This is a genomic window from Micromonospora sp. NPDC049836 (assembly GCF_044465125.1).
GTDB lineage: Bacteria > Actinomycetota > Actinomycetes > Mycobacteriales > Micromonosporaceae > Micromonospora.
In genome coordinates, this window is sequence record NZ_JBITLH010000004.1 from 222,698 (window position 1) to 236,531 (window position 13,834).

13 protein-coding genes are annotated in these 13,834 nt (G+C 73.8%); 10 read left to right on the top strand and 3 right to left on the bottom strand.

What is annotated here, in order from left to right:
* Positions 1–36: 36 nt before the first annotated feature.
* Positions 37–543 carry an Lrp/AsnC family transcriptional regulator gene (locus tag ACIBPB_RS12700; RefSeq protein WP_396839725.1) on the top strand — a complete coding sequence of 169 codons (507 nt, stop codon included), beginning with the start codon at positions 37–39 and terminating at the stop codon, positions 541–543.
* On the opposite strand, the gene ACIBPB_RS12705 is transcribed toward ACIBPB_RS12700, so the two are convergent.
* Positions 473–1,084 (bottom strand): histidine phosphatase family protein, encoded by a 612-nt coding sequence (locus ACIBPB_RS12705; RefSeq protein WP_396839726.1) that lies wholly within the window; start codon positions 1,082–1,084, stop codon positions 473–475. The genes ACIBPB_RS12700 and ACIBPB_RS12705 overlap by 71 nt on opposite strands.
* Before the next feature lie 172 nt (positions 1,085–1,256).
* On the opposite strand from ACIBPB_RS12705, the gene ACIBPB_RS12710 reads away from it, so the two are divergent.
* Positions 1,257–1,451 carry a CsbD family protein gene (locus ACIBPB_RS12710; RefSeq protein ID WP_396839727.1) on the top strand — a complete coding sequence of 65 codons (195 nt, stop codon included), beginning with the start codon at positions 1,257–1,259 and terminating at the stop codon, positions 1,449–1,451.
* Between the two features lie 75 nt (positions 1,452–1,526).
* Here the strand turns inward: ACIBPB_RS12710 and ACIBPB_RS12715 are convergent, their stop codons facing one another.
* Positions 1,527–2,933: a KamA family radical SAM protein gene (locus ACIBPB_RS12715; RefSeq protein ID WP_396839728.1), complete on the bottom strand. Its 1,407-nt coding sequence runs from the start codon at positions 2,931–2,933 to the stop codon at positions 1,527–1,529.
* Positions 2,934–3,086: 153 nt separating this feature from the next.
* On the opposite strand from ACIBPB_RS12715, the gene ACIBPB_RS12720 reads away from it, so the two are divergent.
* The 6 genes from ACIBPB_RS12720 (at position 3,087) to ACIBPB_RS12745 (ending at position 9,827) form a co-directional block, all read left to right on the top strand.
* Positions 3,087–4,136 (top strand): zinc-binding alcohol dehydrogenase, encoded by a 1,050-nt coding sequence (locus tag ACIBPB_RS12720; protein ID WP_396840095.1) that lies wholly within the window; start codon positions 3,087–3,089, stop codon positions 4,134–4,136.
* Positions 4,137–4,141: 5 nt separating this feature from the next.
* On the top strand, positions 4,142–5,713 hold the full coding sequence (locus ACIBPB_RS12725; protein WP_396839729.1) for an amidohydrolase: 1,572 nt from the start codon (positions 4,142–4,144) through the stop codon (positions 5,711–5,713).
* Positions 5,714–5,786: 73 nt separating this feature from the next.
* Positions 5,787–7,349 (top strand): lysine 5,6-aminomutase subunit alpha, encoded by a 1,563-nt coding sequence (locus ACIBPB_RS12730; RefSeq protein ID WP_396839730.1) that lies wholly within the window; start codon positions 5,787–5,789, stop codon positions 7,347–7,349.
* Positions 7,346–8,107 (top strand): OAM dimerization domain-containing protein, encoded by a 762-nt coding sequence (locus ACIBPB_RS12735; protein WP_396839731.1) that lies wholly within the window; start codon positions 7,346–7,348, stop codon positions 8,105–8,107. Before ACIBPB_RS12730 ends, ACIBPB_RS12735 begins: the two co-directional genes overlap by 4 nt.
* A complete protein-coding gene (locus ACIBPB_RS12740; protein WP_396839732.1) occupies positions 8,104–8,496 on the top strand; it encodes a hotdog domain-containing protein in 393 nt (130 codons plus the stop codon). Before ACIBPB_RS12735 ends, ACIBPB_RS12740 begins: the two co-directional genes overlap by 4 nt.
* Positions 8,493–9,827, top strand: a complete 1,335-nt coding sequence (locus ACIBPB_RS12745) for a glutamate mutase L (protein ID WP_396839733.1) — start codon at positions 8,493–8,495, stop codon at positions 9,825–9,827. Before ACIBPB_RS12740 ends, ACIBPB_RS12745 begins: the two co-directional genes overlap by 4 nt.
* Before the next feature lie 452 nt (positions 9,828–10,279).
* On the opposite strand, the gene ACIBPB_RS12750 is transcribed toward ACIBPB_RS12745, so the two are convergent.
* Complete coding sequence (locus ACIBPB_RS12750) at positions 10,280–10,978, bottom strand: TetR/AcrR family transcriptional regulator (protein WP_396839734.1); 699 nt, start codon at positions 10,976–10,978, stop codon at positions 10,280–10,282.
* A 46-nt stretch (positions 10,979–11,024) separates the two neighbouring features.
* Here ACIBPB_RS12750 and ACIBPB_RS12755 point away from each other — a divergent pair, with 46 nt between their 5' ends.
* Positions 11,025–12,143 carry an FAD-dependent oxidoreductase gene (locus tag ACIBPB_RS12755; RefSeq protein ID WP_396839735.1) on the top strand — a complete coding sequence of 373 codons (1,119 nt, stop codon included), beginning with the start codon at positions 11,025–11,027 and terminating at the stop codon, positions 12,141–12,143.
* A 149-nt stretch (positions 12,144–12,292) separates the two neighbouring features.
* Positions 12,293–13,585 carry a GAF domain-containing protein gene (locus ACIBPB_RS12760; protein ID WP_396839736.1) on the top strand — a complete coding sequence of 431 codons (1,293 nt, stop codon included), beginning with the start codon at positions 12,293–12,295 and terminating at the stop codon, positions 13,583–13,585.
* Positions 13,586–13,834 lie beyond the last annotated feature (249 nt).

Genomic DNA, 13,834 nt, shown 5'->3' on the forward strand with positions numbered 1-13,834 from the left:
CGGCGCACCGGGCCGCGCTCCGGTAGGTTGCAGCGCGTGGAGGAGATCGACCGGGCCATCGTCGCCGCGCTGACCGGTGACGGTCGGCTGTCGTACACCGACCTCGCCGAGCGGGTGGGGCTGTCGGTGTCGGCCGTGCACCAGCGGGTCCGCCGGCTGGAGCAGCGCGGGGTGATCAAGGGGTACGCCGCGCGGGTGTCGTTCGAGGCGCTGGACCTGCCGTTGACCGCGTTCGTGGCGATCCGCCCCTTCGACCCGTCGCAGCCGGACGACGCGCCGGAGCGGCTGGCCCACCTGCCGGAGATCGACTCGTGCTACTCGGTGGCGGGGGAGGATTTCTACCTGCTGCTGGTGCGGGTGGCCGGCCCGACGGACCTGGAGCGGCTGCTGCAGGAGATCCGTACGGCCGCCAACGTCACGACCCGCACGACCGTGGTGCTCTCCACGCCGTACGAGAACCGGCCGCCCCGGATCAGTGCCGAGCAGCCCGGTCGGGGGCGGCTGCGGGGGGCTGCGGAACCGGCTGGTTCCAGCGCAGGATGACCCGCCGGCCGTGCTCGTGACCGAGCAGGCTCAGGGTGGCGGTGTCCAGCCGCAGCAGCCCGCCGGCGGCCGGTGGCAGCCCGATCCAGCGGGCGCCGAGCACCCGCAGGCTGTGCGCGTGCCCGACCAGGGCGACGGTGCCGGCGTCGAGCAGGGGAGTGATCCGGGCGAGCACCCGGTCGAGGCGCTCACCGACCTGCGCCGGTGACTCACCGCCGGGGCAGCCGTCGGTCCAGATGTTCCACCCCGGGTCGGTCTGGTGGATGTCCGCGGTGGTGCGTCCCTCGTAGTCGCCGTAGTTCCACTCGGCGAGGTCCTCATCGGTGGCGTCGATGCGCAGGCCGGCGAGGTCCGCGGTGCGCAGCGCGCGCCGGCGGGGGCTGGCCAGCACCCGGGCCAGGTCGCGTCCGGCCAGTGCCGTGGCGAGCGCGCGGGCCTGTCGTTCGCCGTGGGGGGTGAGCTCCAGATCGGTGTACGAGGTGTGCCGCCGGCTGGCGCTCCAGGCGGTCTCACCGTGGCGGATCAGCAGGATCTCTCCCATGCCGCCCAGTTAACCAGCCACTCCGCTCCCACACTTCCCCTAGTATCCTAGGATGCCTTACGGGTAGTGCGGCCGGTCACCGAAACCAACCGGGTTTCGGCACCGAGCCGGCGGGGACGCGACAGGGGGACCGGGCCGGCTGGCCCGGCGTACCGGCAGCGAGGGGAATCCGATGAGCTTCACCGACAAGGCGAAGAACAAGGCCCAGGAGCTGAGCGGCGCCGCCAAGCAGCGGATCGGCGACGTGACCGACAACGAACGGTTGCGGGCCGAGGGTGCCAACGAGCAGAGCACGGCGCGCGCCCGGCAGGCCGGGGAGAACGTCAAGGGCGCCGGCCGCGACGTGAAGGACGCGTTCGAGAAGTGACCGGCGCGCGGCGGCGCAGACGACGGCGCCCGGCACCCCTGGACGGGGTGCCGGGCGCCGTGGTCGGTGCGGGGGTCAGTCGTCGCGGTGGGCCGCCCACCAGGCCTGGCCGGACTCGGGCAGGGTGTCGATCGGGTCGTAGTAGGCGTAGCGCTTGTTGAGCGCTTCGAGGTCGGCGGACTCGATCGAGGTGCGGTAGTTCTTGGTCCAGTAGGAGATGCCGCGGTCGCGGTCGTAGTCGGTGAGCATGTGCACCCAGCGCTTGCCGACGAACGGGACGTCGCAGACGATCCGCGGGGTGGCGTAGCCGGGCAGGTAGCCCATGATGTCGTGCTGGAGCTGCTGGGCGTGCCAGACGGGGACCCGCCAGTGCTCGGCGTTGGGGATCATGTCGCACATGTAGAAGTAGTACGGCAGGATGCCGGCCTCGCCCTGCAGCGCGAAGCAGAGGTCGAGCAGGTCGGCGTTGGTGGCGTTCACGCCGCGCATGAGCACGCCCTGGTTGCGTACGTCACGGACGCCCACGTCGAGGGCCGTCTGGGCGGCCTTGGCGACCAGCGGGGTCAGCGACTGGGCGTGGTTGACGTGGGTGTGGATGGCCAGGTTGACGCCGCGGCGGGCGGCGGTGCGGGCGACGCGTTCGAGGCCCTCGACGACGTCGGGCTGGAGCCAGTGCTGCGGCAGGCCCATGAGGGCCTTGGTGGCGAGCCGGATGTCGCGGATGGTTTCGATCTCCAGCAGCCGCATCAGATAGGACTCGAGGTTGCGCCACGGCACGTTGGCGACGTCGCCGCCGGAGACGACCACGTCGCGGACGCCGGGGTGGGCCTTGAGGTAGCCGATGTGGGCGTCGTAGCGGTCGACCGGCTTGAGGGAGAGTTTGAGCTTGTCGACCGCGGGGGTGGAGTTGCCGACGAGGTCCATCCGGGTGCAGTGCCCGCAGTACTGCGGGCAGGTGGAGAGCAGTTCGGCGAGGACCTTGGTGGGGTAGCGGTGGGTGAGGCCTTCGGCGACCCACATGTCGTGCTCGTGCAGGCTGTCGCGGCTGGCATACGGGTGGGAGGGCCAGTCGGTGCGCCGGTCGGAGGCGACCGGGATCATGTAGCGGCGGATCGGGTCGGCGAGGAAGGCCTCGGTGCTCATCGGCTGGTGCGGGACCATGGTGTTGAGCATCTGCGGCGGCACCAGCATGGACATGGTGGCCAGGGCCTTCTGGTCGGCCTCGAGGTCGGCGTAGAAGCGCTCGTCGACGGTGTCGCCGAGCACGGTGCGCAGCTGCTTGATGTTCTTGACGCAGTTGACCCGCTGCCACTGGGCGCTCTCCCACTGGTCCCGGGTGACGTGGCGCCAGCCGGGGAAGCGGGTCCAGTCGGGTTCGACCAGGGGGCTGCGGCGGTATTCGTACGGCTGCCCGGCGGTCGGAACGGCGACCGGGGCGTGACGGGGTTGAGGGATGGTCTCAACCGGTTGGGTCTGGGTCACGGCCCCTCCTGAGGTGCTGCGGGTGATCAACGATCTCGAAGGCTACTGGAAAATATCCGGTGAAGAAATTAGTCTGCCGTAAGTTTTCCCGCGACGCGAGCCCAGACCGGGGTTTCGGGCGGCTGGACATAGGGGGTCGGCGTGACGTCACCGGTGGGTCTGCACCGAGTCGTGGAACCGGCGGGGGTGCTGCCGCAGGCGGCGTGGCGGCTGGACGCCGACCCGCGGATCGCCGCCAACGAGGTGCGGATCCGGGTGGAGCGGCTGAACCTGGACGCGGCCAGCTTCCGGCAGCTGTCGGAGAAGCACGGCGGGGACGGGGAGAAGGTCCGCGCCGAGGTGCTGGAGATCATCTCGACCCGAGGGAAGATGCAGAACCCCGTGACCGGCTCCGGCGGCATGCTCATCGGCACCGTGGAGGAGGCCGGGAAGCGGTCCCCGCTGGGGCTGCGCCCGGGTGACCGGGTGGCGACCCTGGTGTCGCTGACGCTGACCCCGCTGACGATCCTGGACGGGCTGGCGGCCTGGGACGGGCGCAGCGAGCAGGTGCCGTGCGACGGGTACGCGATCCTGTTCGCCCGGTCGATCGCCGCGGTGCTCCCGGACGACCTGCACCCGGAGCTGTCGCTGGCGGTGCTCGACGTGTGCGGGGCGCCCGCGCTGACCGCCCGGGTGGTCGGCGAGCAGGTGGCGCGGCGCCGCCGCGAGGGGGACCCCCGGCCGGTGAGCGTGGCGGTGATCGGCGGCGCCGGCAAGAGCGGCTCGCTGTCGCTGGCCGCCGCGCGGCGGGCCGGCGCCGGCCGTACCGTCGGGGTGGTGCCGGTGGCGGCGGAGCGGGACGCGCTGGAGGCGGCCGGCCTGGCCGATGTGGTGGCGCTGGCCGACGCGCGGGATCCGGTGGGGTTGTCCACGGCGGTGACCGGGGCGCTGAACGCCCCCGCGGACGTCACGGTGGTCTGCGTGGACGTGCCGGGCTGCGAGCACGGTGCGGTGCTCGCCACCGAGGACGGCGGCACGGTGATCTTCTTCTCGATGGCGACGAGTTTCGCGGCGGCGGCGTTGGGTGCGGAGGGCCTGGCGGCGGACGTGACGATGCTGGTCGGCAACGGGTACGTGCCGGGGCACGCCGCCCTGGCGCTGGACCTGCTGCGCGGCGAGCCGGGGGTGCGTCGTCTGTTCGAGGCCCGGCTGGCGGCAGACTGAGCGTCATGACGAACCCCTCGACCCTGTACCGCGGCGGAGTGCTGCACTGTCCGGCCGACCCGAGCGCGACGGCGTTGCTGGTGCGTGACGGGCGGATCGCCTGGTTGGGCGCCGACGCCGACGCGCCGGCCGCCGATCGGGTGGTGGAGTTGGGCGGGGCGCTGGTGACCCCGGCGTTCGTGGACGCGCACGTGCACGCCACGGACACCGGGTTAGCCCTGTCGGGGCTGGACCTGTCGGCGGTGCGGTCCGCGGCCGGGCTACTGGACGCGGTGGCGGCGTTCGCGGCCGGCCTGCCGTCGGACGCGGTGGTGTTGGGACACGGCTGGGACGAGTCGTCCTGGCCGCAGCCGGCGCTGCCCGACGCGGCCGCGTTGGACCGGGCGGCGGGGGGCCGACGGGTGTACCTGTCGCAGGCGTCGATCCACTCGGCGCTGGTGTCGGCGGCGCTGCTGGCGGCCTGCCCGGACGCGGCGGCCGCCGCCGGTTACGACCCGTCGGGCTGGCTGCGCCGCGACGCCCACCACGTGGTGCGGGCGGCGGCGTTGGGCTCGGTGACCACGGCGCAGCGGGTGGCCGCGCAGCGTGCCGCGCTGCGGCACGCGGCGTCGCTGGGCATCGCGGCGGTGCACGAGTGCGGCGGCCCGGGTACCTCCGACGAGAGCGACTTCACCGGCCTGTTGGCGATCTCCGGCGACGGCGTGCCCGAGGTGTACGGGTACTGGGGTGAGCTGCTGGGCGCGGCGAAGGCCCGGGAGTTGGGCGCGGTGGGCGCCGGCGGTGACCTGTACGCCGACGGGGCGCTGGGCTCCCGCACGGCGCACGTGTCGGCGGCCTACCTGGACGGGGAGCCCGGGGCCTGCGGGCACGGCTACGTCACCGCGGAGCAGGTGCGTGACCATCTGCTGGACTGCGCGGCTCATGGGTTGCAGGGCGGTTTCCACGCGATCGGTGACGCGGCCATCGGCACGGTGCTTGACGGGTTCGCGTTGGCCGCGCGGACGGTGGGTGTGGATCGGCTGCGGGCGGCCCGGCACCGGGTGGAGCACGCGGAGATCATGAGCAAGCGGCTCATCGCCGGGTTCGTGGAGTACGGGATCGTGGCGTCGATGCAGCCGGCGTTCGACCGGTTGTGGGGCGGGGCGGGGCGGATGTACGAGGCGCGGTTGGGGCTGGCGCGGTCGTTGGAGTCCAACCCGATGGGGGCGATGCACACGGTGGGCGTGGCGTTGGCGTTCGGGTCGGACTCGCCGGTGACGCCGCTGGATCCGTGGGGGTCGGTGCGGGCGGCGGTGGCGCATCACAGTCCGGCGCAGCGGATGACGGTGCGGTCGGCGTTCGCGGCGCACACCCGGGGCGGGTGGCGGGCCGTGCACCTGGACAACGAGGGGGTGCTCGCGCTAGGCGCGCCGGCGACGTTCGCGGTGTGGGACGCCCCGGCGGGGGTGGAGCGGGGTCTGCCGGTGTTGCAGGCCGAGGATCCGGAGGCGCGGGGCGCGGAGGATCCGACGCCGTTGCCGGTGTGCCGGGCCACGGTGCTGCGCGGTGACGTGATCTATCAGAAAGGCGTTTCGTGAGCGAGTGGGCGAGCGGGCGATCGGCACGGGGTGGCGCCGGCACGGCGTCGCCGAGCGGAGCGAGGGTGACGGCGTGACGGGCAAGCTTGGGCTGGATCCGGCGTTGGTGGCGCGGGCGCGGGAGTTGGCGCGCCGCGCCGGGCAGCCGGTGGTGGATCTGGCGCGCAGCCACACCACGGTGTCGGTGGAGCGGGCGGTGCTGCGGCTGGCCGGGGTGAGCGGCGCCGACCCGGACGGCATCCCGTGGGTGAACCGGCTCGTCGACGCGGTCGTGGCCGACGTCGGTCTCGGGCACGGGGTGGCCGCGCCGGTGTTCGACGCCCTGGCCCGGGAGCAGATCGGCGACGTGACGTTGTTGGCGCAGAAGGCCGCCGCGGGGTCGGTGCGGTTCGCGCAGCCCACCGGCAGGGCCGCTACCGCGGCCCGCCGGGCCGCCCGGAGGGCGGTCGCCGCGGGGGTGCGGCAGATCGATCGGCGCCGCGTCGAGCGGGACCGGCTGGTGAAGCGGTACGGGGATCCGAAGCAGCGGCCGTGGATCTATCTGATCGTGGCGACGGGCGACATCTATGAGGACATTCCGCAGGCGCAGGCGGCTGCCCGGGCCGGGGCGGATGTCATCGCGGTGATCCGGTCGACGGGGCAGTCGTTGCTGGACTACGTGCCGGAGGGGGCGACCCGGGAGGGTTTCGCGGGCACGTACGCGACGCAGGAGAACTTCCGGTTGATGCGGGCGGCGTTGGACGTGTCGTCGAAGGAGTTGGGCCGGTACGTGCGGTTGACGAATTACGCGTCGGGGTTGTGCATGCCGGAGATGGCCACGCTGGCGGGGCTGGAGCGGCTGGACATGATGCTCAACGACTCGATGTACGGGATCCTGTTCCGCGACATCAACCCGATCCGTACGTTCGTGGACCAGCGGTTCTCGCGGCAGGTGCACGCGCGGGCGGGGATCATCATCAACACCGGTGAGGACAACTACCTGACCACCGCGGACGCGGTGGACGAGGCGCACACGGTGACGGTGTCGCAGCTGCTCAACGAGTATTTCGCGCACGAGGCGGGGTTGGCGGACTGGCAGTTGGGGTTGGGGCACGCGTTCGAGATCAACCCGGATCTGCCGGAGTCGTTCCGGTTGGAGTTGGCGCACGCGTTGCTGGCGCGGGAGTTGTTCCCGGACGCGCCGTTGAAGTGGATGCCGCCGACGAAGCACATGACCGGGGACGTGTTCCGGGGCAACCTGCTCGACGGGTTCTTCAACCTGGTGGGCGCCATGACCGGGCAGGGCATCCTGCTGGTGGGGATGATGACCGAGGCGGTGGTGACGCCGTGGCTGTCGGACCGGGACATCGCGTTGCAGAACGTGCGGTACGTGTTGGGCGCGGCCGGGGGGTTGCACGAGGATTTCGTGCCGGCGCCGGGCGGGTTCATCCAGCAGCGGGCGCACCGGGTGCTGGGTGAGGCGGTGGATCTGTTGGCGCGCATCGGGGACCAGTCGCTGCTGACGGCGATCGCCGAGGGCACCTTCGGGATCATGAAGCGGCCGGCGGATCGAGGCAAGGGCCTCGACGGTGTCGCGCGGCACGAGGCCGACTACTACAACCCGGCCACGGAGATCCTGGAAGGGGAGCGGGCGTGACGGCGTCGGGGGAGAAGAAGATCGTCCGGCCGTACGGGGACACCACCGGTGACGGCATGGTGCAGGTGTCGTTCACGCTGCCGGTGCCGTTGGACAAGCGCGCCGAGGGCGCGGCGGTGCAGTTGGCCAACAAGATGGGCATCGACCCGGCGATGCTGGTGCACGGCAAGCAGATGGGTGACGGGTTCAGCTTCTTCGTGGTCTACGGCCGGGTGAACCACCTGGTGGACCTGTCGGCGGTGCAGGTGGTGGAGCGGGACTTTCCGCTGCTGTCGGCCAAGGAGGTCAACGCGGTGGTGAAGCAGCGGCTGCGGCGCAAGTTGTCGGTGGTGGGGGCGTGCATCGGCACCGACGCGCACACCGTCGGCATCGACGCGATCCTCAACGTCAAGGGCATCGCCGGGGAGAAGGGCCTGGAGTACTACCGGGAGTTGAAGGTGACGAACCTGGGCGCGCAGGTGAGTGTGCCGGAGTTGGTGGAGGCGGCGCGGCGGGAGCGGGCCGACGCGGTGCTGGTGTCGCAGGTGGTCACCCAGCGCGACGCGCACCTGCACAACACCCGGGAGATGTCGGCGGCGTTCCGGGAGGCGATGCCGGCCGGGCGGCGGCCCCTGCTGATCGTGGGTGGGCCGCGTTTCGACGAGTCGATGACCGGGGAGCTGGGGGTGGACCGGATCTTCGGTCGGGGCACCACGCCGGGTGAGGTGGCGTCGTATCTGGTCCATGCGCTGATCACGGAGAAGAAGGCGAGAGCATGAGCGACGCGCGGCTGGGTGTGACGGTCACCCATCGACGGTATGTGCCGTACTCGCACGCCCACTACGCGGGCAACCTGGTCGACGGGGCGTACGCGTTGGGTCTGTTCGGGGATGTGGCCACGGAGGTGTGTATCCGTACCGACGGCGACGAGGGGTTGTTCGCCTCCTATTCGGACGTGCAGTTCCGGGCGCCGATGAAGGCCGGGGACGTGCTGGAGGTGGTGGCCACGGTCACCCGGGTCGGCACGCGTAGCCGCACCCTGGACTTCGAGGCGCGGGTGGTGTGCCGGGGCCGACCGGAGCGGGGTGAGTCGGCCGCGCAGGTGCTGGCGGAGCCGATCGTGGCGGTCACCGCGACCGGCACGGTGGTCGTGCCGCCGGCGGCGTGAACGTCGCGGTCTGCGCCGACGTCGGGTCGACGTACACCAAGGCCGCGGTGGTGGACCTCGACGGCGGCCGGCTGGTCGCGGCGGCGTCGGCGCCGACGACGGTGGGCAGCGACGTGCTGCACGGCCTCGACGCCGCCGTCGCGGCGGCCACCGCCGGGCTGGGTGTGCGCGACGTGCCGTGGTACGTCTGCTCGTCGGCCGGCGGTGGCCTGCGCCTGGCGGTGGTGGGCTACGAGCCGCTGGTCACCGCGCAGGCGGGCCGGCGGGTGGGCCTGTCGGCGGGGGCGAACGTGGTGCATGTGGCCGGTGGGCGGCTCGGGCGGGCCGAGCTGGCCGGGCTGCGCGCCGCCCGCCCGGACGTGGTGCTGCTGGTCGGGGGCACCGACGGCGGTGACGCGGAGACGCTGACGCACAACGCCACCCGGTTGGCCCGGGCCCGGTTCCGGGTGCCGGTGGTGCTCGCCGGCAACGCCGACGCCCGCGACGGGCTGCGGGCGCTGCTGGCGGCGGCGGGGGTGCCGGTCACGGTCGCGGACAACGTGTTGCCCCGCATCGGAGTGCTGGCCCCGGCGCCGGCCCGGGCGGCGATCCGGGAGGTGTTCCTGCGGCACGTCATCGGCGGCAAGAAGCTGTCCCGGGGTGCACGGTTCGCCCGCCTGGTGCGGGCCGCCACCCCGGACGCGGTGCTCACCGGGGTGGAGGTGCTGGCCGACGCGCTCGGTGGTGACCTGGCCGTGGTGGACGTCGGTGGGGCGACCACCGACGTGTACTCGGTGCTGACCCCCGACGAGCGGGACAGCGGCCCCGGCCAGGAGGTGGCGGGCACGCTGTGGCGGGCCCGCACCGTGGAGGGCGATCTCGGCATGCGGTGGAGCGCCCCCGGGGTGGTCCGCGCCGCCGCCGAGGAGCGCCTGCTGACGCCGGGCGAGCAGGACGGGTTGGCGGCCGCGGCGGCGGTGCGGGCCGCGGATCCGGGCTTCCTGCCCGCCGACGCGGCCGAGCGGGCCGCGGAGCGGCGCATCGCCGCGCTGGCCGCGACCGTGGCGGTGCGCCGGCACGCCCGGGGCGCCGCCACCGGGGAACGCGCCGGTCGGGACCTGCGGGACGTGCGGCTGATGGTGGGTTCGGGCGGGGTGCTGCGGCACGCCGACCCGGGGGACGCCGCCGGTGTGCTGGCCGCGGTGCTCGCCGACCACGCCGGCGGGTGGCCGCTGCCGCGCGCCGCCCGCCCGGTCGTCGACGTCGACTACGTGCTGGCCGCCGGGGGGCTGCTCGCGGCGGATCATCCGCGGGCGGCGGCGGCGTTGCTGCACCGTCACCTCGGCGGCTGAGCCGCCGGCGCGGCCACGCATCGAGACGCGCCGACGCGACACGCCGTGGTGCAACACACGACAGGCCCGGGTGGGTTGACAGCGGCGGGGGTCGACGCCGTACCGTCTTTGAGTCCTACTACGGGAAGCGGCTGTTGTTCGCTTCGTCCCTTCGCCTGCTGGCCGAGTGACCGGAAGGTTGCGGCGGCCAGGTCCAGCGGGCGGGGGTCGGCGGGGCGGCGCGGACCGGCCGCGGTTACCGGTGTACGGGCAGGATGAGCGGCACGGCCAGTAGACAACGGCCAGGCGGGGGCAGCCAGTCCACGTCGGGTCGGTCCGAAGGTCGCCGTCGCTTTTCCTCGCCCCACCGGCCGGGAAGGGCCTGGGAGCATCGGGGCGCGGCGCGAGCCGCGCCCCGATTTCCGTTCCGGCCCGCCGTTGCGGGCGCTGCCCGGCCGGCAGCGGGGTGACGGTCACGCCGGTGGGCCGGTGAGTTTGGCGGCCACGGCGTCGAGGACCCAGTCCAAACCGGTCGCGAAGGACACGTCGGGGGCGACGTCCGTGCCGTCGTGCACGGCCTTGCTCAGGGTCGGGTAGCGGCCGGTGGCCAACATTCTCGTCACGTGCGGGCCGTGGGCGCGCTGCCAGTCGCGTTCGGACAGACCGGTGGCCCGCTCGGCCCGCAGGTTCGCGATCTCGCGCCGGATCGCGCCGGTGAAGTAGGCGGCCACCGTCTCCACGGCGCGCAGCACGGTGTCGATGTCGGCCAGGCCGTCGAGGGCGGCCAGGGTGGCCTCGGTCACGGCGAGGCCGTGCGGGCCCAGGGCCGGGCGGCCGCCGAGCAGGTCGGCCAGCCAGTGGTGGCGCAGCGCGGCCTGCCGGGTGCGGTGGGCCAGCACGGACAGCGCCTCCCGCCAGTCACCGGGCTGCTCCTCGGGGAGGATCTCGGCCTGGACCTCGTCGAGCATGAGGTCGAACAACTCCTGCTTGGTGGCGATGTGCCCGTACAGGCGCATCGGGCCGGCGTTGAGCCGGGCGGCGACCTTGCGCACCGACACCGCCGCGAGGCCGCCCTCGTCGGCCAGCGCGACGGCGGCGGCGACGATCCGCTGCCGGTCCAGCGGCACGGGGGGAGTCGGCGGCTCCGGCCGGTCCCAGACAGTCACGGTCACCCCTCTTCTTGGCCGCACCCCAACCCAGCCAATACAGTGTATCGGCATGAGACACCGTATCGCCGTGGTGGGTTGCGGTCCCGCCGGCCTCACCTTCGCCCGGGTCCTGCACCGCCACGGCCACCCCGTCACCGTCCTCGAACGCGACCCCGCCCCCGACGCCCGCCCGCCGGGCGGCACCCTGGACCTGCACGAAGGGCTGGGCCAGCGGGCGCTGGACAAGGCGGGGCTGCTGGCCGAGTTCCAGGCCCTGGCGCGTCCCGAGGGGCAGGCCATGCGCATCCTGGACCCGGACGGGACCGTGCTGCGCGACTGGCGACCCGGCCCCGACGAGCGGGCCAATCCCGAAATCGACCGCGGGCAGCTGCGGGACCTGCTGCTCGGCCCCCTCGACGTCCAGTGGGGGCGGGCCGTCACGCGGGTCGTGCCGGGGACACCGGACGGCGTCCTGGTCCACGTCGCCGACGGGCGAGCCGAGACGTTCGACCTCGTCGTCGGCGCGGACGGCGCCTGGTCCCGGACCCGCCCGGCGGTCTCCCCGGCGACCCCGCACTACACCGGCGTCACCTCCGTCGAGACCTCCCTCGACGACGTCGACACCCGCCACCCGGAGCTGGCCCGGCTGATCGGCGACGGCTCGGTGGCCGTGTACGGGGTGAACCGGTCGCTGGTCGCCCAGCGCAACAGCGGCGGCCACGTCAAGGTGTACGCCCGGTTCCGCGCGCCGCTGGACTGGCACACCGACCTGGACCTGGCCGACGTCGAGGCCGTGCGGTCGCACCTGACGGCGCTGTTCCCCGGCTGGGCCGCGCCCGCCCTCGACCTGCTCCGCCACGGCACCGCGTTCGCGCACCGGCCCCTCTACGTCCTGCCCGTGGGCCACACCTGGCCGCACGTGCCCGGGGTGACGCTGCTGGGCGACGCCGCCCACCTGATGCCCCCGCTGGGGGTGGGCGCGAACCTGGCGATGCTGGAGGGCGCCGAACTCGCCGAGGCCATCGCCGCCGACCCCGCGGACCTCGACGAGGTGGTGCGCGCCTTCGAGGAACAGATGTGCGCGCGGGCCGGCGGGTGGGCGCAGATCACGGCGGCCGGCCTGGAACGCCTGGTGAGCCCGGACCCCGCCGACGCCCTCGCCGTCTTCGACCAGGTCCAGCCGACCTGACCGGTCGGTTCGCGGGGCTCGAGCCGGCGCCGGGGCGAGTTGTGCGGTGGGCCCGGTTCATCCGTTACCCTCATCCGCATCACCGGGGTCTCGATCCACAACGCGGTCGCCGGCCCCCGGTCAGTCGGCGACGAGAGGCAGAGGACAGCATGGCGGCGGTGTCAGGCCAGCGGCGTGCCGCCGCGGATCCGGCCGCTGCCCGGCACGGGGCCGAGGAGGATCTGCGGGCCCTGTTCGGGCAGTCCACCGCCGTGTTCGCGTCGCTGGCCGGGCCGACGCACCGGGTGGAGACCGCGAACCCGGCGTTCTTCGCCACGATCGGCGAGGAGCGGGCCCGCACCGGAGTCGCCCTCGCCGAACTGATGCCCGAACTGTCCGATCAGGGCTTCATCGCGCTGCTGGACGAGGTCTACCGCACCGGCGAGCCCTACACCGGCCGGGACGTCCGGGTCGTGCTCGGCTCCGGCCTACGCGCCCGCGAGGCGTACTTCGACTTCACCTACGAGCCGCGCCGCGCCGCCGACGGCACGGTCTCCGGGATCCGGGTGATCGGCGTGGAGACCACCCAGGTCAAGCAGGCCCAACGGCTGATGGCCGAGCACCGCGCCCTGGTGGAGCAGATCGCCCGGCAGGCGCCGCTGGCCGAGGTGCTCGACGGCATGGCCCGCTGCATCGAGAAGCTCGCCCCGCACCAGGTGCTCGTCTCGGTGCTGCTGGCCGACCCCGACGGCCGGCACCTGCGCCACGGCGCCGCGCCCAGCCTGCCCGACTTCTACAACGAGGCCATCGACGGCATCGCCACCGGCGAGGGCGTCGGCTCCTGCGGCACCGCGGCGCACCGCCGGGAACCGGTCATCGTCACCGACATCGCCACCGACCCGTTCTGGGACGACTTCCGGGACCTGGCGCAGCAGGCCGGGGTGGCGGCCTGCTGGTCGACGCCGATCCTGGCCCGCGACGGCAGCCTGCTGGGCACCTTCGCCATGTACCACCGCACCCCCCGGGTGCCGCAGGACGCGGACCTCGCCCTCGCCCGGGTCTTCGCCGGCACCGCGGCGCTGGCCATCGAACGCCACCACATCGAACAGGCGAAGGCGGCCGCCGACGCCCGGGCCCGAGCCGCCCACGACGAACTGGCCAGGGTGGTACGCGCCGAGCGGGAGCTGCGCGCCGAGGCCGAGCAGCGGGCCGCCGCCGCCGCGGAACTCACCGCGCGGATGCGCGCCGCCGCCGCCGCGCAGGCCGCCCGGCCCCGCCCCGAGCAGTGCCAGCTCGGCGGCGCCGCCGGCTGCACCGCACCGGCCGAAATCAAGATCGCCGACTCGTGGGGCGACTCGGCGTGGGGCTGCCCCATCCACGTCGAGGAAGCCATCATCAACGTGCGCTCGGTCTTCATCGCCAACGAGGACCTCGGCGGCCTCGGCGCCTACCTGAACCGCTGACCCGCTCCCGGACCCGCCGCCGCGCCACCCGCCGCGCCCTTCAGCGACCCTGGCGGCCCACCCACCGGCGGCCCGCGCGGCACCCGCCCGGGCCCCACCAGCCCACCGCGGGCGGACGCGCCGACCGGCCGGGTAGCCTTCGGCGCGTGATCGTGGTGAGGTGCCGGTGACGACGCTCGACCGGGAACAGCCCCGTGCCACCGCCGGGGCACGCGACGGCGCGGACCCGCGCCCGCTGCCGCTGGCCGC

What these genes read in the sequence shown, in the direction of transcription:
- ACIBPB_RS12740 (WP_396839732.1), top strand. Translation starts at nt 8,104, where the DNA reads ATGAGCGACGCGCGGCTGGGTGTGACGGTCACCCATCGACGGTATGTG.
- ACIBPB_RS12725 (WP_396839729.1), top strand. Translation starts at nt 4,142, where the DNA reads ATGACGAACCCCTCGACCCTGTACCGCGGCGGAGTGCTGCACTGTCCG.
- ACIBPB_RS12755 (WP_396839735.1), top strand. Translation starts at nt 11,025, where the DNA reads ATGAGACACCGTATCGCCGTGGTGGGTTGCGGTCCCGCCGGCCTCACC.
- ACIBPB_RS12760 (WP_396839736.1), top strand. Translation starts at nt 12,293, where the DNA reads ATGGCGGCGGTGTCAGGCCAGCGGCGTGCCGCCGCGGATCCGGCCGCT.
- ACIBPB_RS12710 (WP_396839727.1), top strand. Translation starts at nt 1,257, where the DNA reads ATGAGCTTCACCGACAAGGCGAAGAACAAGGCCCAGGAGCTGAGCGGC.
- ACIBPB_RS12705 (WP_396839726.1), bottom strand. Translation starts at nt 1,084, where the DNA reads ATGGGAGAGATCCTGCTGATCCGCCACGGTGAGACCGCCTGGAGCGCC.